Raw genomic sequence first — 21296 nt, forward strand, 5'->3', positions numbered from 1 at the left:
CGACGGGCGGGGTTTCGGCGCATCGGATCTGTTCGCCGCCGAGCGCGCAAGCCCGCTGCCCCAGATTAAGGGTCAGCGCCCACCGGTCTCGATCATGCTGCCCAGCTCTTCGATGGTGAACGGCTTGCGCAGCACCGCCACGCCGGGGCCGACGGCCGCTTCGAGCTGTTCGGAGTCGGAAAATCCACTGACGAAGATGATCGGCAGATGTCGATGTTTCTGCCGCACGGCGGTGGCCACTTCGGCGCCGTTGAGGTGCGGCATGGCGAAGTCCAACAGCAACACATCGGGCAGTATCTGCTCCAGGCGCTGCAAGCCGTCGTAGCCGTTGTCGGACTCGTGCACCTCGTGACCCAGCACTTCGAGCATGTCGATGATCACCCGGCGCACCTCGTGATCATCGTCGATCAACAGGATCCTTTTACCCGGCACCGCATAACCGTCATGGGTCCGCGCTGCGGGCTCGGCCTTGACTGCGCGCAAATGGGTGCACGGCAGCGTCAGGTACACGCGGGTACCTTCGCCCAGCACCGACTCGATATGCACCCGGCCGTGGGACTGCTCGACGATGCTCTGCACCTGCGCCAGCCCCAGGCCTGTGCCCGCGCCGATGTCCTTGGTGGTGAAGAATGGGTTGAAGGCGTTCAGGCGCACTTCGTCGCTCATGCCGCTGCCGGTGTCGGCGATGCAGACCTGCATGGCCTCCGGCACCAGCGCCGTGCCGGGCATGTAGTGAGTGCTGATCGACAGCTCGCCGCCCGCCGGCATGGCATCCCGGGCATTGATGCCGAGGTTGAGGATCGCCAGTTCGAGCTGGGTCGGGTCGCTGAGCACATAGTGCTGCGCCGGCTCCAGATCGAGGCGAATGCGAATCCCGGCGCCGAGGGTGCGCACCAGCAAATCGGTCATGTCGCCGATCACTTCGTTGATCACCAGCGGTTTGAGCTCGAGCTTCTGCGATCGGGAAAACGCCAGCAGCTGCGCGGTCAACTTGGCGCCGCGATCGGCGGCCTTGAGCCCGGCTTCAGCCCAGTGGCCGACCCGAGGCGAATCGCTGCGACGCAGGATCAAGTCGAGGCTGCCCTTGATGCCCTGCAGCAGGTTGTTGAAGTCATGGGCCAGGCCGCCGGTGAGCTGGCCCACGGCTTCCATTTTCTGCGCTTGGCTGAGGCGCGCTTCCATGGCCCGTTGCTCGGTGAGGTCGGTGACCACCCCGCAGATGATCGGCGTACCGGGGAAATCCTGATTCAAGCCGCGGAACGACAGGTAGACCGGCACCGCCACGCCCGACGGGGTGATCAGATTGAATTCGGCGCGCATGGCGTCGCTGGAACTGGCCAGCAAGAAAGCCTCGAAGCGCGGCCGGTCGCCGGCGATCACGCCGTCGGCAAACGCTTGGCCGACAACCTGTTCCAGCGGCCGCTGCAAAATCTGCCCCAAGCGGTCGTTGCCGTACAGCACCACCCCTTCGGGCGACATCGACACGGCGCCTTCCTGCATTTGCTCGACCAGCGTGCGATAGGGCCGATCGGCGCTTTCAAGGGTGTAGACGCTGACGCCCTCGCCATCATCGATACACAGTGCATCCACGGCGCCGATGCGAATGGCCTCCAGCGTGTCATCGGCTTCGCGCAGTTTTTCAGCAAGCTGCTCGATGTACTGCGCATCGCTCAGCCCCGGCGCACGCTCGATCATGCTTCACCCTCCTCGGCGATCTCCAGGGCCTGACGCAACTTGACGCTGTCCGACAGATCTCCGATCAGCAATCGCCGCGGTGCCGGCAGCAGCTTGATCAGGGTCGGTACCGCGATTATCTGGGCATCCTTGGCAGCTGAAGGGTTGTGATAAATATCGATGACTTCAAGGCTGTAGCGATCGCGCAGGTAGCGATCGCACACCAGCCGCAGGTTGTGGATCGCCCGGGTCGAGCGCGGGCTATTGCCGGATACATACAACCGCAAGACGCAGAATGCCTCGTCGCCATCGGGCGCCGTCAGAGGGGCATTCGCGAAGTCGCTCACGCTGTGGGCTCTTTGCGGATATCCAGCCCCACCAGCACCTTGTCGGTATTGGAGAGGTCGCCGATGATTTTCACCAAGGGAGTGGGCAGGTGCCGTACCAACGTCGGCAAGGCGAGGATCTGGTCCCCGGCCGCCAACTGGGGAGTCACCAGCAGATCGATGATTTCAATGGTGTAGGCGCCCGCCAGGTATTCCTCGCAGATGCGCTTGAGGTTGCGCAGGGCCGTTACCGACTTCGGAGTCTGGCCAGCGACGTAGAGGCGCAGCGAGTAATGGCCATCGATCCCGACGCCATTGGGGTCGATCGGTTGCACGGTGGTTTCGCTCATTCTGCCGCCCCCCGGGCCAACACCAGACGCTGGCGCACATCGTCGTCGGTGATCAATTGGCGCGACTCATCATCCAGCAGCAGGTTTTCTTCCAGCTCCTCGGCCTCCAGCGCCTCGCGCATTTCGGCGATCTTGCGCTCCAACTGGGTGCGGTTCTTTTCCTTTTCGCGGCGGCGCTGCTCGACCAGCTGTTTGCGCACGTCCGCCTCGCGGTGCTCACGGGCTTCCTGATTGAGCCGCGCTGAGCCGGTGAGCACGCCATGGGGGCCGATATACGGGCGCACCAGGGTAATGCCGTTACTGTCGATATGGTATTCGCGCACCTGGTTGGAGTGGCCCATACCGCGCGCCTTGAGCACGTACAGCAGGCGGTTGTGCTCGCCATCGGCCTCGACCATGCCGAGCGACAGCCACACGTCCATCAACGAGGAGACCTCGCGATCGAGGCCTTGAGCCCGCGCCTTGGCCTCGGACAGGCTGGTGAAGATAGCCGTGATGTTGTGCTCCTTGAGCAAGTCGACCAGGCGCAACAAGGTGGCGTGCACTTCTGACTCCGGTCCGCGGAACGCCGAGATCGGATCGATCACCACGGCATGGGGCTTGAACTCGAGAATCTCCCGGTACATCCGCGCCAGGTGCACTTCCAGACCATACAGGCTGGGGCGTGCCGACTCGACCCGCAGCAGGCCACTGTCGATATAGGGCTTGAGGTTCAGGCCGACCGATTCGAGGTTGCGCACCAGCTGGCTTTGCGATTCTTCGAAGGAAAACAGCAGGCAACGCTCTTCGCGCTTGCAGCAGGCATCCACGAAGCTCGCGCCGAAGGTGGTCTTGCCGGTACCGGCCAGCCCCGACACCAGCACGCTGGAGCCCCGGTAAAAGCCGCCGCGGCCCAGCATGCGGTCGAGTCCTTCGATACCGCTGGGCACGATCTGCAACGATGCCGAGTGGTTGAGCCCGGCCGCCGTGACCGGTAGCACGGTGATGCCGTATTCGTCGATGAAGAACGGGTATTCGTTGGTGCCATGGGACGAGCCGCGGTACTTGATGACCCGCAGGCGACGGGTGGTGATCTGCTCGACCACACGGTTGTCGAGCAGGATCACGCAGTCGGAGACGTATTCTTCAATGCCGTAACGGGTCAGCTGGCCGTTGCCACGCTCGCCCGTGATGACGGCGGTAACGCCACGCTCCTTGAGCCAGTAGAACAACCGGCGCAGCTCCGCGCGCAGGACCGCCGTATCGGTGAAGCTGGCAAACAGCGCCTCGATGGTGTCCAGCACCACGCGCTTGGCACCGATGGTGTCGATGGCGTAACCGAGCCGTACGAACAGCCCCTCGAGGTCGTACTCGCCGGTTTCTTCGATTTCGCTGCGGTCGATGTGCACGTGATCGATGGCGATCTTTTTCTGATCGATCAGGCCTTGCAGGTCGTAGCCCAGCGAGGCGACATTGTCGACCAGATCGCGGGGGCGTTCCTCGAAACTCATGAACACACCCGGCTCGTCGTGATCGACGGCGCCGCGCACTAGGAACGTCACCCCGAACAGCGTCTTGCCACAGCCTGCGGCACCACAGATCAGCGACGGTCGGCCGGCCGGCAAGCCGCCAAGGGTGATGTCATCGAAGCCGACGATGCCAGTGGCCACCTTGTGCAAAGACGATGGGACGGGGTTCAGAACTACGGGGTCAACGGTCAAGGGCTATCACCTGGAATAGTCGGCTCGAATAAGTTGCCAATGCGTGCGAGTCGCACATCGGCTCACAGCATCCGACCGTGGGGCGGAGTAATAAATCCGTGGGAATATCTAATGATGATAGCAATCAGCCACGTACCGTCACCTGATTGCGCCCGGCTTTTTTCGACGTATACAGCGCCTGGTCGGCCCATTCGATCAGCGCTTTGTGATCGTTGGCCGATGGCGCGAGATCGGCCACGCCGAGGCTGATGGTAAAGCGGATCACCCGGCCTTCGTGCACCACGTTCACCTCTTCTATGGCCTGGCGCAAGCGCTCGGCCAGAATGAGTGCCCCGGCCTTGTCGGTATCGGGCAGCAGAATGGCAAACTCCTCGCCGCCATAACGCCCGCACACGTCAACATCGCGGATGTGGTCGCGCACGATATCGGCCACGCACTGGATGACCTTGTCGCCGCCCGGATGGCCGTAGGTGTCGTTGACGCGTTTGAAGTGGTCGATGTCGAACATGATCAACGCCGCGTTATGCCCATACCGCAGATGCCGGGCAAACTCCAGCTTGAGCATCTCTTCCCAGTGCCCACGGTTGTAGAGATTGGTCAGGCGGTCGGTGCTGGAGAGCTTTTGCAGTTGGTCGTTGACCGACAACAATTGGCGACGGTTGGTGGCCACATCGGTGACGTCATAGATCACCAGGCACAGGTGCTCGACCTTGTTGTTGGTCGAGCGCAGGGGCAGCAGGGTGGTGTTCTGGTACATGAACGCCTCCTGCCCGGTGATCGGCTGGTAGTTATCGAAGTGCACCAGGTACGGCCGCTGCTCCCAGATGGTGAACGACGGCGTGCCGAGGGTGGCGACGTTGTCGGCCTTCTTGCTAAACCACTCGCGATCGACCTCGGGAAACAACTCGAAAAAAGAGCGATCGACGGCGTCCTTGGGCTGCACGCCCGAGCGGTTTTCCATGAAGGTGTTCCACACCTTGACCTGATGATCGCGGTCGAACACCACCACGCCCACATCGATACTTTGGGTGATGGTCAGCAACCAGTGCAGTTCGGTCAGTTCGATGGAGGTGTTCATCGGGCTCAATTCATCAGGTAGTCGAGCTTGCCTTCAAGGCGCTCGAGGGAGTCTTCGGTGAACAGCAGCAGCAAGTCGAAGTGGATATCGTGGCCCTCGAGGCTGTAGCTGATCTCAACGGCAAGGGTCTTCTTCCAGCGCGTCTGGTTGACCTTGATCAGGTCGTCGATGACCTTGTGCTGGCCGAGGATCTGCGGGTGGCTTTGCGAGAACACCACGTCGATCTGTTCGGCGATGCCGCTCAGGCAGGCGCCGATCAGGATCGACGACAGATCCAGCAGCATCTCCATATTGCAGTCGTCACGACAGGGCCGTTGCATCAGCCGCGCCATGTCGCCCAGATCGCTGTCGTGGAACATCAACAGTGCCTCGCCGGCAATACCGGCGCCGATGTAGCCTTGGCAGATGGCCGTGAGGCGGTCGCCGCTCTGGGCATCAGCGAGAGCCATGTGCAGCTCGCCCACTTCGAGAATATTGACGTTGGGCACTGGCAGCTGCACGAACACTCCCAGCACCCGCGCCAGCAGGGCAGCGGCGCGGCCCATGGCGACGTTGACGGTTTCGCGAAAGGCGTCTTGAAAACTGATGCGGCCGTCGCTGGCCGGGCGCGCCGGCACCTTTTGCTGCGTCGCGACGGCGCCGGTTTGCTTGCTCAGCAGGCCGCAGCGGTCGAGGACTTTTTTCAGCTCGGCCGGATCGGCAGGCTTTTTCAGGAAGGCGGTGGCGCCCAACGCCAGCACGCGGCGCACGGCCTCGTCCTGAACGTCACCGGAGACCACGATCACACGCGCGCGCAAGCCTTCGGCGCGCATGGCGGCGAGGACTTCGTAGCCGTCCATCTCGGGCATGGTCAGGTCGAGGAGTACCACCTGGCCCAAACCACGGCGGATCGCCTCCAGCCCCTGCAGACCGTTGTGGGCCTGAGTGACCGAAACAGCCCATTGCTCGGGCAAAGCCCGCAGCAACTGTTTACGCGCCATGTTCGAGTCGTCGCAAATGAGCAGCGGCACGGCGGTAGGGGTAATGGCATTCATGACTGGATCGTCTCGGCTTGGCCGCCCTGGGGCGCAGGCTCTAGCTGAGCCTGTGTCTGATTGTCCGACTTTACCTAAAAGGCGTGGCACTTTGCCAGTTGATTGACGCTCTCAGGTATGAAACACCGCAAATGTCCAAATACCGACAGACTGTTCGCCTGGCGGTTCAACAGGGGCGGTTGCCCGGGTCTACAATCCTTGCGCTGCCGTTTACCCTTGTGAGGCGGTTTTTCAGGTTGTATGATGTCAGTCAACATCGCTTTTCCCAAGCAGTGGAACTCGACAAGGTCGATCCACTCCACTTGAGGCCTTGATCCGGTAAGCTCCGGATCACCCCCCGCTAACAGGACAAGGAGACAACAATGCCTGACGTTCTCGGTCAAAACTTCATCGCCGGCACTCGTAGCGCCAGCGGCGAACCTAAACTCAAAAGCATAGATGCTTCGACCGGCGAGCCACTGCCGTTCACCTTTTATCAGGCCACCGAAGCCGAAGTCGACACTGCCGCCAAGGCCGCAGAAGCTGTATTCCCCGAATTCCGTCAGCTGAGCCCGACCCGTCGCGCTGAGTTTCTGGACGCCATCGCTGACGAACTCGACGCATTGGGCGACGACTTCGTGGCCATCGTCTGCCAGGAAACCGCCCTGCCCGCCGGTCGTATCCAGGGCGAGCGCGGCCGTACCAGTGGCCAGATGCGCCTGTTCGCCAAGATCCTGCGTCGCGGCGACTTCCTCGGTGCCCGCATCGACCTGCCGCTGCCTGAGCGCAAGCCACTGCCACGCGTCGACCTGCGTCAGGCGCGCATTGGCGTGGGCCCGGTCGCCGTGTTCGGTGCCAGTAACTTCCCGCTGGCCTTCTCCACGGCCGGTGGCGATACCGCCTCGGCACTGGCAGCAGGCTGCCCGGTGATCGTCAAGGCCCACAGCGGCCACATGGCGACGGCCGACCAGGTGGCCAGCGCCATCATTCGCGCCGCCGAAAAGACCGGCATGCCTAAAGGCGTGTTCAGCATGATCTTCGGCAACGGCGTGGGCGAGACTCTGGTCAAGCACCCGTCGATCCAGGCCGTGGGCTTCACCGGCTCGCTGGGCGGCGGTACCGCGCTGTGCAAAATGGCCGCCGAGCGCCCGACCCCGATCCCGGTTTTCGCCGAGATGTCGAGCATCAACCCGGTGGTCATCCTGCCTCAGGCGCTCAAAGTGCGCAGCGAAACCATCGCCACCGAACTGGCCGCCTCGGTCGTCCTGGGTGCGGGTCAGTTCTGCACCAACCCAGGTGTGGTCATCGGTATCAGCTCGCCTGAATTCAGCCAGTTCCTCGAGCAGCTGCAAGGCCAGTTCGGCAACCAGAACCCACAGACCATGCTCAACGCGGGTGGCCTGCGCAGCTACGAAAAAGGCGTGCAGCACCTGCTCTCGCATCCAGGTGTGACCCACCTGGCCGGCAAGCCGCAAGAAGGCAAGCAGGCTCAGGCGCAGCTGTTCAAGGCTGACGTGAGCGTGCTGCTCAGCGGTGATCCGTTGCTGCAGGAAGAAGTTTTCGGCCCGACCACCCTGGTGATCGAAGTCGCTGACGACGCGCAACTCAAGGCTGCCCTGCTGGCCCTGCGTGGCCAATTGACCGCGACCCTGATCGGCGAGCTCGAAGACCTGCAAACCTACAACTGGCTGGTGCCGGTACTGGAGCAGAAAGTCGGCCGCATCCTGGTCAACGGCTACCCGACGGGTGTTGAAGTGTCGGATGCCATGGTTCACGGCGGCCCGTTCCCGGCGACCTCCGATTCGCGGGGTACCTCGGTCGGTACTCTGGCGATCGATCGCTACCTGCGCCCGGTCTGCTACCAGAACTACCCGGATGCGCTGTTGCCGCCGGCCCTGCAAAACGCCAACCCACTGGGCCTGCAACGCCTGGTCAATGGTGAGTGGAGCTCGCTGCCGATCGCCTGATAGAGGCGCGGTAATGTGATCCGCACGACGGCGCAGCTCACCCTGCGCCGTTTTTTTGTGCCCGTATTTCGGCCGCCGTTGTTTAGCGTCACTTATTTCGCGAAATATTCATCCATATGTTTCAGCTCTGACGAAAGCCGCCGATAAGTCTGGTTCAGACTGCTCGCCTGGTACACAAACACAAGAACTCCTCCAGCGAACGATCACATGGATTATTTGTTCCTGGAGAAACACCATGAGTCACTGGTTCGGCAACATCAGCGTGCGCGCCAAATTGAGCCTGGGCTTCGGCCTGGTGCTGCTGCTCACCGTCATCCTTGGCCTGATCGGCTGGAACAGCCTGAGCCAGGCGATTTTCCGTGGCGATCGCATGAGCGACATCTCGGCGCTGGGCAACCACCTCACTGCCGCGCGCATCAACCGCTACAACTACATGATGAGCGGCGCCGGTGGTGAAGACACCGCGCTGGGCGCCACGGTGCAGAACCAGATCGACGCGCTGGGCGCTGAGGTACAAGGTCTGCTGAAAACCTTCGTCACCCCGAAAAACGTCGAGTTGCTCAAGGACCAGGCCAGCAGTCTGGCGCAATACAGCCAGCAGATGCACCAGTTGCGCGACGGCTACGATGCCACCGCCAACGCCCGCCAGGCGATGACTACCGCCGCCAAGAGCGCTATCGACGTTACCACCCAGATCACCGCCGATGCGGCGGCCAGTGGCGACGCTCAACAGATCGCCGCAGCCAACGCCATCAAAGAGCAACTGATCCTGGTGCGCTACGAGGCCCGCGGTTACACCGGCACCACCAACGAAAAATCCGAGCAAGCCGCGTTCAAGCAACTGGCCAACGCGGTCACTGTCATTGGCGGGATCACCTCGCAACTGCCTGAGCAGGCCGCACGCATCAATCAGCTGCTGGCGGCATTGAAGAGCTACAACCAGGCGCTCGAAAGCTTCCGCAGCGCCTTTGCCACCGTCACCCAAGCGCGGGCGGACATGGCCAAGAGCGGCGCGCAGGTCGTCAAGACCAACGACGAAATGGTCCAGCTGCAAACCACTCGCCGCAATGAAGAAAGCAGCACCTCGCAGATACTGCAGATTTCCTCCGGCATCGCCGCTTTGCTGGTCGGCCTGCTGGCCGCCTGGCTGATTACCCGCCAGATCACCAAGCCGCTGCAGGAAACCCTGGTGGCCGTCGAACGCATCGCTGCCGGCGACCTGACCCACACCGCTACCGTCACCCGCCGCGACGAGCTGGGCGTGATGCAGCAAGGCATCCAGCACATGGGCGAAACCCTGCGCAACCTGATCGCCGGCATCCGGGACGGGGTGACCCAGATCGCCAGTGCCGCCGAGGAGCTGTCCGCAGTCACCGAGCAGACCAGCGCCGGGGTCAACAGCCAGAAGGTCGAGACCGATCAGGTCGCCACGGCCATGCACGAAATGACCGCCACCGTGCAGGACGTCGCTCGCAACGCCCAGCTAGCCTCCGAGGCCGCTACCCAGGCCGACGGCGAAGCCCGCGCCGGCGACAAGGTGGTCGGTGAAGCCATCGCCAAGATCGAGGGCCTGGCGACCGAAATGCGTCGTTCACTCGATGCCATGAACGTGCTGCAGAAAGAAAGCGACAAGATCGGCAGCGTGATGGACGTGATCAAGACCGTCGCCGAGCAGACCAACCTGCTGGCCCTCAACGCCGCCATCGAAGCCGCTCGCGCGGGTGAGGCCGGGCGAGGTTTTGCGGTGGTCGCCGATGAGGTTCGCGGTTTGGCACAGCGCACGCAGAAATCCACCGAAGAGATCGAAGGCCTGGTGGCCGGTCTGCAGGCGGGCACCCAGCAGGTGGCTGCGGTCATGCAAAACAGCCAGGCCCTGACTGACAGCAGCGTCGAGCTGACTCGCCGGGCGGGCACCTCGCTGGGCAACATCACCCGCACGGTGTCTAACATCCAGTCGATGAACCAGCAGATCGCTGCGGCGGCGGAACAGCAAACGGCCGTGGCGGACGAGATCAGCCGCAGCGTGGTCAACGTGCGTGACGTCTCCGACCAGACCGCCAGCGCCAGCGAAGAAACCGCGGCCTCCAGCGTCGAGCTGGCGCGGTTGGGCAATCAATTGCAGATGATGGTCAGCCATTTCCGGGTTTAATCAGTGGCATCTAACCGCTTGCACACCACTCAGCGGGTGTAACGCTCCAGCTTCTCCTGCATGAAATCCAGAAAACACTGGATCCTCAGCGCCAGCTGTGAATTGCGGTAGTACACCGCATGGATCGGCTGGCGATAGCCGCTGGTGGCATCCGCCAGCACCTCCACCAAGCGCCCGGCGCTGACATCCTCATGGGTCATGAAGTGCGACAGACAGGTGATCCCGTGACCGGCGATCGCCAACTGGCGCAGCGTCTCGCCACCGGACGCCGTCAGCGTCGGCTGGATCAGCCAGCGATCCCCGCCCCCGTGCCGCAGCGGCCAATGATTAAGTGTTTCGGTCTGGGTGAAGCCCAGCAACGAATGGCCGGCCAGGTCCTCGACACGCTGCGGCGCGCCATGCTCGGCCAGGTACTGTGGACTGGCCAGAATACTCAACGCGCTGCTGCCCAACGAGCGCGCATGCAGGGTCGAATCGGCCAGCGCGCCGATGCGAATGGCAATGTCGGTGCTCTGCTCGAGTAGGTCGATGATCAGATCGTTGGTGTTCAGCTCCAGCACGATGTCCGGATAACGCGCGCGGAACTCGGCCATGTACGGCACCATCGCATGCCACATGAACGGCGCGGCCGCGTTGACTCGCAAGCGCCCGGAAGGCGTCTGATGACGCAACGCCAAACGCTCTTCCAGCGTCTCCATCTGTTGGAGGATCTGCTTGGCGTGCTCATAGAAATACCGCCCCTCCTCCGTCAGCACCATGCGCCGCGTGGTGCGGTTGATGAGCGTGGTGTCGAGTTTGCTTTCAAGGCGCGACAGCGTGCGGCTGATGGCCGAGGGCGTCTGCCCGGACTGCTCGGCCGCGGCGGAGATCGAGCCGCAGTCGATCACCGCGATAAACACCTGAAGTTCGTCGGATCGGGCTTTCACGTGAAGTCCACTGAAGGGGATACGCGACGACCTTAGAGCTTCAGGCTCGGTTGGGCAACCTGGCTCAGCCCAGGACCTTGTCCAGATGCGCCACATAGCGCGCCACATCGGCCTCGATATTCGGCGCTTTCATCACGTCGACGCTGAGGAAGGTCGGCAGCGCACTCAGGCCAAGGAACTCGTTGGCCTTGTGGAACGGGAGGTACACGGCGTCCACGCCCTTGCCTTCGAAGAAGTCGCTCGGGTCGTCAAAGGCCGTCTGCGGGGCGTTCCAGGTGGCGGCGATCATGTACTGCCGACCGTGGATCATGCCACCGCTGCCGTATTTCTTCGAGGCGTCGGTGCGGCTGCGGCCATCGTTGGCATACAGGCTGGAGTGGCCTTCGGTGAAGACTTCGTCGATGTACTTTTTCACGGTCCAGGGCGCGCCCATCCACCAGCCGGGCATCTGATAGATGATCACGTCGGCCCACAGATACTTCTGCACCTCGGCGCCGATGTCATAGCCGCCGTCGATGAAGGTGGTCTGTATATCAAAGCCCTTGCTGTCCAGATGAGCCACAGCGGCGTCATGCAGGGTGGCGTTATAGCGGCCAGCGGAGTGGGCGAATTGCTTGCCGCCGTTGAGCAACAGAATCTTTTTCATGGGAGCCTCGTGAGCTGAGTGAGGGCCGATCTGAGCGGCCTGTCGAATTGAATGAGCCCAGCTTATCGAGTCAGCTGCGGGGGATTAACCGAGGGTGAAACAAATTACATTTGCCCTGAAAGCACGAATACACAGCAATTATTGCCATAGACTGCGCTTTCACTGTTCATTGGAGGCCGCTATGAGCGAGCACTACGGATTCATCGTCAAAGCCAAGACCCGCCCGGAAAAATCCGACGCCTTCGAGGCACTATTCGCCGCCTTCGTCGAGCCCAGCCGCCAGGAGCCGGGCTGCATCGAGTACCACATGCTGCGCGACAAACAGGACCCGAGCCTGTTCATGTTCTACGAGATCTGGGCCAGCAAGGCGCATCTGGACGTGCACTCGGCGTTGCCACACATGGTCGAGTTCGCTGAACACCGGATGGAGTATCTGGAGAAAGATTTCGATTTCCAGTTGATCGAGATGCTGAGTGCTTCGTCGGCGCAACGCTGAGGGGCAATCAGGAAGCATTTTGCTGTGTTCACCGGCCCTTCGCGTCCGCACGCGGCGGCGAAGAGGCCCGCACAAACGCAGCAAAATCACCGCCGAGTCGAAGACAGCGTCTCGCGCATCTCGGCGATCATCTCCAGCAGGATGGTCTTGACCGCCTGGCCCGGCACCGACAGCGGCAAATGCCCGGACAGGCACAGGGCCAGGGGCGCTTCGATTTCCGGCTCGACGATACAGCTGAGGTGCACCTTCTGATGCTGCTGCATCGCCCGCGCGGCGGACTCCGGCAGCACGGTCGACCCGAACTGCTCGGCCACCGCGATCTCCAGGGTCGAGGCCGATTCCACCTCGGCGATCACCCGCGCACTCAGGTTGATCTTCATGAACGCGTCGTCCACCAGCCGGCGCATGATGTTGTAGGTGCGCGGCAGCAACAAGTCGAGCTCGGCCAACTCCGCCAAGGCGATGGTCGGGCGTTCAGCGAACTGCGGATCGGCGCTCACCAGGTACAACTGCTCGCGCAACAAAGGCGTGAAGCTCAGACCATGGATCTCGCGGCCGCCATAGAGCACCGCCATGTCCATGCGGCCGTTCATGATCAGCTCGCTCAGCGTGGTACCGAAGTTTTCGTTGAGATACAGCAGAATGCCCGGGTGGCGTTCACGTACACGGCGCAACAGCGGCACCGACAAGGCCGAGGCCGCCGTGCCCGGCGCCAGCCCCACCGACACCTGCCCGGACAGCTCCAGGCCGGACGCGTTGACATCGCTCTGGGCCTGCTCGCACTGGCGCAAGATCAACTGTGCATGCCCGTAGAGCACCTTGCCCGCCTCGGTCGGCGTGACACCGCGCTTGGTGCGGATCACCAATTGCTGCTGCATCTCGGTCTCCAGCGTCACCAGTTGCTGGCTCAATGCAGGCTGGGCGATGTGCAGCACATTGGCGGCCTGGGTCATGCTGCCGATATCGACGATCTTGACGAAATACTTCAAGCGACGGAAATTCACGAAGTCATACTCTGGCGAGGTTCATGACGGGAGCAGAGCAAGAGCCGCGCCAGCCGCCACCGCCAGGGGCAAAATGCCGGTCATAAGGCTTTCCTATGGCAGAGCGACCGACCACTGGCCCCCGCGCCGACCACAAGACCTCCGCCCAAGAGCACCAAAACGGTGCAAAAGCGCACACAAAGTGCGTCATAAGGCGTCCTTATCCGTACAGAACGAAGCCGTCTTTTTGCTCTGGCGCCGCAGCTCTTAAATTAGGTTACCGAAACCCAAGGACCGCCCCATGCCCGCCCGCCGTTCTCCCTGCCACCGAGCCTCGTCATGACCGTTGCCGCGCACCCCGCGCTGACGTTTCGCCAGGCGCTGCTGGCCATGCTGGGCGTGTCGCTGGTGCTGATGCTCTCGGCGCTGGACCAGACGGTAATCGGCAACGCGCTGCCGACCATCGTCGCCGAGCTGAACGGCTTCGAGCTCTATGCCTGGGTGGCCACGGGTTACCTGCTGGCCTCGATCGTCACCATCCCGATCTTCGGGCGCCTGGGGGATTACTACGGCCGCAAACCCTTCGTCATCGCCGCCACGCTGATCTTCATGGCAGCCTCGCTGATGTGCGCGCTGGCCGATGGCATGGTGACGCTGGTGATTGGGCGCGCCTTGCAGGGCATCGGCGGCGGCATGCTGGTCGGCACCGCCTTCGCCTGCGTGCCGGAACTGTTCCCCGACACCCGCCAGCGATTGCGCTGGCAGATCCTGCTCAGTGCCCTGTTCAGCGTGGTCAACGCCATCGGGCCGGGCCTGGGCGGCTTCATGACCGCGCATCTGGGCTGGCGCTCGGTGTTCTGGCTCAACCTGCCGCTGGGCGGGCTGGCGCTGTTCTTCGCCTGGCGGCATTTGCCCTGGTACCGCCCGAAAACCGGCAAGGTAATCCGCATGGATTGGCTCGGCGCCGGCCTGATCGCGGTGGCGCTGGGCGCGTTGCAGTTGTTCGTCGAATGGCTTGGGCATTCCAGCGCGCTGGTCTGCACAGCCCTGGGATTGCTCAGCCTGGTCGCCTTTATCGCCCTGTGGTTTCAGGAGCGTCGCAGCCCGGCCGCGCTATTGCCCAGAGCGCTATTGGCCGAGCACAGCATGCGCGTACTGTTCGCCTTGGCCCTGCTGGCGGGCGCGGTGATGTTCACGCTGCTGTTCTATCTGCCATTGCTGCTGCAAGGCGGCTATGGCTACTCACCGCAACAGGCCGGGGTGCTGATCACCCCGCTGGCGTTGAGCATCACCCTGGGGGCGATCGTCAACAGCCGTGTGATGACGCGCATGAGCAACCCCAATCGGTTACCCCTGGGCGGATTCATCGCGCTGGGTTGCGCGTGCCTCGGCCTGGCACTGGTCGGCACCAACGCGGGATTCAATACCCTGCTGGGCTTGATCCTGTTGGCTGGCCTGGGCTTGGGGTTCATCTTTCTCAACCTGTCGGTATTCACTCAGACGCTGGTCGAACGCCAGTACCTGGGCATCGCCACCGCGCTGCAGCAATCGTTGCGCCTGGTGGGGGGCTTGCTCGGCACAGCGTGCATGGGCGCGCTTGTCAACGTGCTGTATGCCTGGCGCTTGGCCCAGCAGCTGGCACGGGCCGGCCAAACCCAGGCCCTGGCGCTGCTGGCCGACCCGCAGGTGCTGAGCCATGGCTCCAGCGAGCTGACCCCGCCGCTGCTGACCCTGGGCCGCCATGCGCTGATCCAGGCGATGTCCATCGGGCTGGGGCTGTGCGCGCTGCTGGCGGTCATTGCCGTGCTGGTGCTGCGCCGCTTGCCAGTGGTGCAATTGATGCCCGCCCCCCTTGCGCCGCAGAGCGCCAAACCATGAATTTTCCCCGCAGCGGCCTGGACGGCGTACCGAAGTTTCCATCTCCCGAGCTACAGGAATCCCACCATGAATAGCAGTTCGCAGCCGCTCGAGGCCCCTGTCGCCCCGGCGCTGCTCCTGAATAGTCAGGCCGCCAAGGTTTCGATGATCGGCAGCCGCGCGTTTCTGATCGATGCCCCCGGCGACTTCGACCTGCCCGCCCAGCGGCGTATCTGGGCATTGAGCAAGGCCCTGCACGGCCACACGCTGGTCGAAGAGCTGGTGCCGGGGATGACCAATCTGTTGGTCGTGCTGCAGCGCACCCCGGCCGACCCGCAGGCGGTCATCGATGAACTGCAGCAGGCCTGGCGCCAGGTGCAGGAGCTGGACCGCCCAGGACGCCTGATCGAGATCCCGACCTGCTATGGCGGCGAGCACGCCATCGACCTGGCCGCCATCTGCGACTTTTCCGGCTTGCCCGCTGCCGAAGTGATCCGTCGTCATCACCGCGCCACCTACACCGTGTTCGCCATCGCCAGCGCCCCCGGCTTCGGCTACCTGGGCGGCCTTGACCCGACCCTCTATATGCCCCGCAAGAAGGTGCCGTCGCTGAACATGCTCAAGGGCATGGTCACCATCGGCGGCATGCAGTCGGGCCTCTCGGTGCTCGACGGCCCCAACGGCTGGAACGCCTTGGGCTTCGCCGACATGCCGATGTTCGACCCCTATGCCGACGTCCCCGCCACCCTCGCGCCGGGCGACACCGTGCGCTTCTTGCCCGAAAGGATCGAACTGTGATCGAGATCATCGCCAGCGGCCCCCTCAATACCGTTCAGGACCTCGGGCGCCGCGGTCATCGCAACATCGGCGTGGCCTCGGCCGGGGCCATGGACAGCGTCGCCTTGCGGGTCGGCAATCTGCTGCTCGGCAACGACGCCGACAGCGCCGCCATCGAGGTGCAGACCTTCCCCTTCAAGGTGCGTTTCACCCGCCCCCTGGCCATCGCCCTCACTGGCGCCGACTGCAAGGCGCGCCTGGACGGCAAGCCGCTGCTGCCTTGGTGGGCGATCACCGTACAGGCCGGCCAGGAGCTGGAACTCAACTTTCCCAAGGGCGCCGCGCGGGGCTATCTGTGCGTCAACGGCGGGATCGACGTGCCGTTGCTGATGGGTTCGCGCAGCACCTCGTTGCGTGGCAATTTTGGTGGGCTCGAGGGCCGCAGCTTGGTGGTCGGCGACAGCCTCGCGACGCTCGACGCAGCGCTGCCGCAACTGCCCGTCGGCGGCATTGGCGTGACCCCACCGAGTGCGGCAATGCCCGAGCACTTCCCGGTGGCGGACGACGGCACCCTGTTGCTACGCGCCATCCCGGCTGGCGAGTACGAGCTGTTCGCGGCCGACGCCGAGCGCTTCTGGACGCAAAGCTGGAAGATCTCGGCGCAGAGCAACCGCACTGGCTACCGACTCTCGGGCCCGGCCATCCAGCCGGAGACCGTGGTCGAGATGCGCTCCTACGGCCTGGTCCCCGGCATCATTCAAGTGCCACCGGCCGGCGAGCCGATCATTCAGATGAGCGACGCCAATACCGCTGGCGGCTACCCGAAGATCGCCGGGGTCATCGAAGTCGATCTGTGGCGCCTGGGCCAGGCGGCCATCGGCAGCAAGATCCGGCTTGTCAAAGCCGATACCGCCGACGCCCTGTCAGCCGAGCAAGCGCTGGATGGTTACTTCGCCGACATCGGGCGGCTGATCGGGGCGTTGGTGCAGCACTGATCGCGGGCTGCGAAACCACAGTCCAGAAAGGCCAACACCCTGCGCTGGCCTCAGTCTGCCTGGGGCCGTCAAGGCTCCAATGCCATTTCGACGACTCCAGGCCCGCTCGATGGCGGATATCGCCGGGCCGCCATGCAGCGTTCCTAGCCAGAGCATCCCTGCCGTCCTGCCAAGAACGCCCGCAATTCCTCGCTCGCCGGGCACGTCGCCGGCCCGTGCCGAGTGACCGCCACCGCCGCGGCGGCATTGGCCTGCCGGGCCGCATCGACTTCGTTCGATCCGCTCGCCAACGCCGCGAGCATCACGCCCGCATGGGCATCGCCCGCACCATTGCTGTCGATAGCCTGCACCGCGAAACCCGCCACCTGTTCACACCAGGCGCCGCGTGCCAGCCAACAACCCGCAGCGCCATCGCGCACCACCACCAGCGCCCCGCTGGGCAAACGTTCTACCAACATCTGCAGGGCCTGCTCGAGGCTGGCAGCCGCCGTGAAGCGCAAGGCTTCGTCACGGTTGCTGCTCCACAGCGTTACCCAGGGCAACAGACGCCCCATCATCGGCGCATCCGGCGCACTGACCAAAGGCCCCGGGTCGAAGGCCAAGAAACAACGGCCGGCCTGGAGCGCCAGCCAGTCCAACAAGCCTTGAGCTTTGCCGGGATGCAGCAGGCTGTAGCCGCTGACCATGATCCAGTCGTCAGCGGCGGGCACCAACCCGACGAGGTCGGCGGCTGCCAATCCGCCTTCCGCGCCCACTTGGGAAATGAACGAGCGCTCGGCACTGGCATCGGTCAGCGCCACGGACAAACCGGTGTCTTGTTCGCTGCTGGCCGAGAGGAAGACCTCGATCCCCTCCTCGGCCATGGCCTGGCGCGCCAGTTCGCCGAAACGGCCACTGCCATGGCGCCCGAGGTAGCAGGTCGCCAGGCCATTGCGCGCAGCAGCGGCCATCACGTTGAAACCGCCGCCAGCCTCGAAGCTGGCGCTGCGGGCCAGCACGTCCTGGCCGGCGGTGGGCAGGGCGTCCACCGCCATCACCAGATCGATGACTACCTGGCCGGTATAGAGCAATCTAGCGGGCATGGACACGCTCTTGCAGGTGGGTGGCGACATGACGGTCACGGCAACCGCCGAGCAAGCCATAGAGCCCGCCAGCAATCACAAACGTGACGATCCAGCCCAGACCGTTCTGGCCGAACCAGGAGTCCGCCAGCCAGCCATGGAACAGCACATTGGTGGCAGTGGTCTTGACCGTGGTGAAACTGAAGCCCAGGACAATGGCCACGGCCCAGGCACCCAGCGCACGCCACTCCACACCCCCCTGATACCAGTAGGCGCTGCTGGGGCCAACGTTCATCAGGTCGGCGGGCACGTAGCGGTGACGATGTAGCAGATCGACCAGAAAGATGCCCACCCACGCCGTGATCGGCACCGCCAGCAGGGAAATGAAGGTGATGAAGGGCCCATAGAAGCTGTCAGCGAACAGCATGAAGTAGATGGAGCCGGCAAAGATGGCGATGACGTCCACTACTACCGCGTGCACGCGTTTGACCTTCAGGCCGAGGGTCAGGGTGGTGAGGCCTGCCGAGTAGACCGACAGGTTGTTGGACAACAGCAGGCCACCGAAGGCGGTGATCAGGTACGGCACCGCCATCCAGGCCGGCAACAATTCGCGAATCGCCACGATCGGGTCGGCGGCCGAGGCCAGATGGTCGTTACCGACGGAAATCAAGCCGCCCAAGGTGATCAACAGCACCAGCGGGATCCCCGCGCCAAAGGCTGCCGAGGCGACCAAGGCACCGGCTTTCACGCTTTTATGCTGATAGCGCGACATGTCGGCGCCAGCGTTGGCCCAGCCGATACCGGTGCCTGCGGCCATGGTACCGACGCCGATCAGCACGGCCGATAAAGGCGCCGGGCTTGCGGCCCACACGGCGGTCCAATCGATATGCAACGCCAGGAAGCCGCCGACGATCAGGTTCAAGGCACCAAACACCCAGGTCGCCCATTTCTGGATCACCAGCAAGGTGGCATGCCCCAGCCCCGAGACGCACAAAGTCAGCAGCACGAACACGGCGATGAACAACAGCGTCAGCAGCGGTGCGGATTTGGCTTCCATCGGGCTGCCCTGGATGATCGACACCAGCGACAACAGCACAAAGGCCGCCGTGGTGGTGTTGACGGTTTCCCAGCCCAGGCGCGAGCCCAGCGAAACCAGAGTGGGGCCGATATTGCCACGCACTCCGAAAATCGCCCGCGACAGCGTCAGGCTGGGCGCGCGTCCGCGCCGTCCGGCGATGGACAACAGTCCGACCACCGCGAACGAACCGCCCGCACCCAGTACTGCAACGATGAATGCCTGCCCGATCGACAAGCCCTGAAACGCCACCAGCGTGGCCCCCAGCGGCAAGCCGAGGATGCTGATGTTGGCGGCGAACCACACCCAGAACAGCTGCAGCGGATGGCCGTTGCACTCCTGCTCGGGTACCGGTTCAATGCCGCGGGTTTCCAATTGCCCAGCGTGGTTGGACGTGCTCATTGCATGACTCCTGCGATAACTTGTTGTGGTTGGGGGCAGGTCGAAAATGAATCGGGCAGAGGGTTCTTATAGGGGCTGCGGCCGGGCTCCCGCGCTGCGCAGGGCCAGCAGTTGTTCGGTGAGCAATTCGAGGTCAAGACTGTTCACGCTTTTGATTTGTGCCACCGCCTCCAAGGGCCAGGCCTCCAGGCCGTGGGTCGCACCGAGCATGGCCCCGAGCATGGCGGCGATGGTATCGGTATCGCCGCCCAGGCTCGCCGCCATGCACAGCGCCGGGAACACGTGCAGCTGGCCTTCGGCGACTGCCTGAGCCAACGCGAAGGCGGCCACTACGGACTCCTGAGAGGCCACCGAGGTGCCAATCACGTCGTAGATCACATCGGGCAGACTGGCGGTATCGCAACCGGCGCACACCTGCCGCGACCAGAGGATGCGCGCGGCGATATTGCCACCCGCTACCCAGTGGCCTCGGCGATGACCCCAGCGTGCCGCCTCGATGCCGAATTCAAGTGCAGTCTTGAGATCCGCGCCCTGCACGCCTGCCGACACCACCGCCGCCACTGCGGCGGCGCTGGCGATGCCGAGGCCGGTGTTGTGAGTCACCTGGCAGGCTTGCACGACCTGATCCATGAAATATTCGGGGTCGCTGATGTCGGCAGCGATGCCCACCGGCGCGATGCGCATGGCCGCGCCGTTGGTGGTGCCGAATCGCCCCGCTTCTTCGGAGCTGGCACCGGCCAGGATCATTTCAATAGCGCGTTTGGTGGACGGCCCAAGCAGGTCCTGGGAGCCTTTGGCGCGCATGGCCGCTTCCCAGTCGATCAGGTCCTGGGCCAGGGCCGCAGGCTCGATGCGCCCCTTTCCGGCAACTAACCGGTGGGCGACCAGAATGGCTTGCTCGGTATCGTCGGTAATGGCTCCGGCCGGCATGTTCGGCGCGATGGGTTGTTCGTTGTCAGCCGCCTGCAACGTGGTGATGCGGCCATAGCGGGCACGTACCTGCTCCCGGGACAGGGACTGCGTGGGCATGCCAAGGGCATCGCCCAGGGCCAGGCCATAGAAGGCGCCAAGGGCGCGAGTGCGGGTCTGTTCGAGGCTGATCATTGCAGGCTTCCGAAACTTAAATGAAGTTGAAAGTGGGCTGGGTCGAGCAGGCTTTCCACCTGTTCCATGAAGCGCCCCTGGGTATCGAAGGTTTCCCGCATTGTCTTGAGAAACACCGTGCCCGACGGGCGCTGCAGGCGTTCGGCGGCCACCGTGTCGAGGGCTTCGGCACCGATCCACTGCTTGCCGAGCTGGCCTTCATAACCGTGGGCGGCGAGTGTGGCGGTGAGCGAACCGTCGACCAGCCCCGTTTCGGGCAGCGCCTCCAGGCCATCGCGCGCGGGAATCAATGCCCGCTCCAGTGACACCACGCTGCCATCAGCCGCACGCCGCCGGCGCTCCACCAGGACGAACTGGTCGCTCCCCGCCAACAGCGCCAATGTCGGACGCTGCACGCGGGTGATGCCCAACAGTTCGGTATTCATCTGTACAGCGCCGGCCGCCAGGGCACGGGCCCAACCGCCGCTTTGGTCGAGCGGCACGCCATCGTAGGTGACGATGGAGCCGACGCCGGTCTGGGTGGCGATGTAGTTGCGTCGCTTGAGCTCGGACAGCGCCTCGCGCAACGTGCCGCGGCTGACGTCGAACTCGGCGGCCAGTTCGTGCTCGCCAGGCAGACGCGCGCCGGAACCCAGTTCGCCACGCTCGATGCGCTCGGCAAGGGCTTGGACGACGCGGAATTTCTTGTCAAATCGAACCTGTCTAGTCATGTACAAT

General features: G+C 63.7%; 19 protein-coding genes. 6 read left to right on the plus strand and 13 right to left on the minus strand.

The annotated features are described in order from the left end of the window. Positions 1 to 72 precede the first annotated feature (72 nt). The 6 genes from LIX93_RS27155 to LIX93_RS27180 all read right to left on the minus strand — a co-directional run bounded on the left by LIX93_RS27155 (position 73) and on the right by LIX93_RS27180 (position 6162). Positions 73 to 1695 carry a PAS domain-containing hybrid sensor histidine kinase/response regulator gene (locus LIX93_RS27155; RefSeq protein WP_226507136.1) on the minus strand — a complete coding sequence of 541 codons (1623 nt, stop codon included), beginning with the start codon at positions 1693 to 1695 and terminating at the stop codon, positions 73 to 75. Then, positions 1692 to 2021 (minus strand): circadian clock KaiB family protein, encoded by a 330-nt coding sequence (locus LIX93_RS27160; protein ID WP_226507137.1) that lies wholly within the window; start codon positions 2019 to 2021, stop codon positions 1692 to 1694. The genes LIX93_RS27155 and LIX93_RS27160 overlap by 4 nt, the downstream gene beginning before the upstream one ends. Continuing rightward, complete coding sequence (locus LIX93_RS27165; RefSeq protein ID WP_226507138.1) at positions 2018 to 2350, minus strand: circadian clock KaiB family protein; 333 nt, start codon at positions 2348 to 2350, stop codon at positions 2018 to 2020. The genes LIX93_RS27160 and LIX93_RS27165 overlap by 4 nt, the downstream gene beginning before the upstream one ends. Beyond that, on the minus strand, positions 2347 to 4050 hold the full coding sequence (gene kaiC / locus LIX93_RS27170; protein WP_226507139.1) for a circadian clock protein KaiC: 1704 nt from the start codon (positions 4048 to 4050) through the stop codon (positions 2347 to 2349). Before kaiC ends, LIX93_RS27165 begins: the two co-directional genes overlap by 4 nt. Positions 4051 to 4174: 124 nt before the next feature. After that, the gene (locus tag LIX93_RS27175; protein WP_226507140.1) at positions 4175 to 5128 is read right to left on the minus strand and encodes a sensor domain-containing diguanylate cyclase; all 954 of its coding nucleotides are present in this window, start codon (positions 5126 to 5128) and stop codon (positions 4175 to 4177) included. Between the two features lie 5 nt (positions 5129 to 5133). Then, positions 5134 to 6162, minus strand: coding sequence for a response regulator (locus LIX93_RS27180; protein WP_226507141.1), 1029 nt, complete (start codon positions 6160 to 6162; stop codon positions 5134 to 5136). A 362-nt stretch (positions 6163 to 6524) separates the two neighbouring features. Here LIX93_RS27180 and LIX93_RS27185 point away from each other — a divergent pair, with 362 nt between their 5' ends. Next, positions 6525 to 8108 (plus strand): aldehyde dehydrogenase (NADP(+)), encoded by a 1584-nt coding sequence (locus LIX93_RS27185; RefSeq protein ID WP_226507142.1) that lies wholly within the window; start codon positions 6525 to 6527, stop codon positions 8106 to 8108. A gap of 235 nt (positions 8109 to 8343) precedes the next feature. After that, a complete protein-coding gene (locus tag LIX93_RS27190) occupies positions 8344 to 10257 on the plus strand; it encodes a methyl-accepting chemotaxis protein (RefSeq protein WP_226507143.1) in 1914 nt (637 codons plus the stop codon). A gap of 29 nt (positions 10258 to 10286) precedes the next feature. Here LIX93_RS27190 and LIX93_RS27195 read toward each other — a convergent pair whose 3' ends face one another. Both LIX93_RS27195 and LIX93_RS27200 read right to left on the minus strand, forming a co-directional pair. After that, entirely contained in the window at positions 10287 to 11183 is an 897-nt protein-coding gene (locus LIX93_RS27195; protein ID WP_226507144.1) for a LysR family transcriptional regulator, read from the minus strand. Between the two features lie 64 nt (positions 11184 to 11247). Further along, positions 11248 to 11829 carry an NAD(P)H-dependent oxidoreductase gene (locus LIX93_RS27200; RefSeq protein ID WP_226507145.1) on the minus strand — a complete coding sequence of 194 codons (582 nt, stop codon included), beginning with the start codon at positions 11827 to 11829 and terminating at the stop codon, positions 11248 to 11250. A 181-nt stretch (positions 11830 to 12010) separates the two neighbouring features. Here LIX93_RS27200 and LIX93_RS27205 point away from each other — a divergent pair, with 181 nt between their 5' ends. Beyond that, complete coding sequence (locus tag LIX93_RS27205) at positions 12011 to 12325, plus strand: putative quinol monooxygenase (RefSeq protein ID WP_226507146.1); 315 nt, start codon at positions 12011 to 12013, stop codon at positions 12323 to 12325. Between the two features lie 86 nt (positions 12326 to 12411). Here the strand turns inward: LIX93_RS27205 and nac are convergent, their stop codons facing one another. Continuing rightward, on the minus strand, positions 12412 to 13329 hold the full coding sequence (nac, locus tag LIX93_RS27210; protein ID WP_226507147.1) for a nitrogen assimilation transcriptional regulator NAC: 918 nt from the start codon (positions 13327 to 13329) through the stop codon (positions 12412 to 12414). 318 nt (positions 13330 to 13647) lie between these two features. Between nac and LIX93_RS27215 the strand changes: the two genes are divergently transcribed. From LIX93_RS27215 to LIX93_RS27225, 3 genes are all read left to right on the plus strand, one after another. Beyond that, on the plus strand, positions 13648 to 15186 hold the full coding sequence (locus LIX93_RS27215) for an MFS transporter (protein WP_226507148.1): 1539 nt from the start codon (positions 13648 to 13650) through the stop codon (positions 15184 to 15186). Between the two features lie 66 nt (positions 15187 to 15252). Continuing rightward, positions 15253 to 15963, plus strand: coding sequence for a 5-oxoprolinase subunit PxpB (pxpB, locus tag LIX93_RS27220; protein WP_226507149.1), 711 nt, complete (start codon positions 15253 to 15255; stop codon positions 15961 to 15963). Next, positions 15960 to 16937 (plus strand): biotin-dependent carboxyltransferase family protein, encoded by a 978-nt coding sequence (locus LIX93_RS27225; protein ID WP_226507150.1) that lies wholly within the window; start codon positions 15960 to 15962, stop codon positions 16935 to 16937. The genes pxpB and LIX93_RS27225 overlap by 4 nt, the downstream gene beginning before the upstream one ends. Before the next feature lie 143 nt (positions 16938 to 17080). Here LIX93_RS27225 and LIX93_RS27230 read toward each other — a convergent pair whose 3' ends face one another. The 4 genes from LIX93_RS27230 to LIX93_RS27245 form a co-directional block, all read right to left on the minus strand. Beyond that, entirely contained in the window at positions 17081 to 18019 is a 939-nt protein-coding gene (locus tag LIX93_RS27230; RefSeq protein WP_226507151.1) for a PfkB family carbohydrate kinase, read from the minus strand. Next, a complete protein-coding gene (locus LIX93_RS27235; RefSeq protein WP_226507152.1) occupies positions 18009 to 19475 on the minus strand; it encodes a cytosine permease in 1467 nt (488 codons plus the stop codon). Before LIX93_RS27235 ends, LIX93_RS27230 begins: the two co-directional genes overlap by 11 nt. Before the next feature lie 66 nt (positions 19476 to 19541). After that, positions 19542 to 20579 carry an ADP-ribosylglycohydrolase family protein gene (locus tag LIX93_RS27240; protein ID WP_226507153.1) on the minus strand — a complete coding sequence of 346 codons (1038 nt, stop codon included), beginning with the start codon at positions 20577 to 20579 and terminating at the stop codon, positions 19542 to 19544. Next, positions 20576 to 21289 carry a GntR family transcriptional regulator gene (locus tag LIX93_RS27245; protein ID WP_226507154.1) on the minus strand — a complete coding sequence of 238 codons (714 nt, stop codon included), beginning with the start codon at positions 21287 to 21289 and terminating at the stop codon, positions 20576 to 20578. The genes LIX93_RS27240 and LIX93_RS27245 overlap by 4 nt, the downstream gene beginning before the upstream one ends. Between the last annotated feature and the right edge of the window lie 7 nt (positions 21290 to 21296).

Source organism: Pseudomonas sp. MWU16-30317 (assembly GCF_020515695.1).
Classification (GTDB): Bacteria; Pseudomonadota; Gammaproteobacteria; order Pseudomonadales; family Pseudomonadaceae; genus Aquipseudomonas.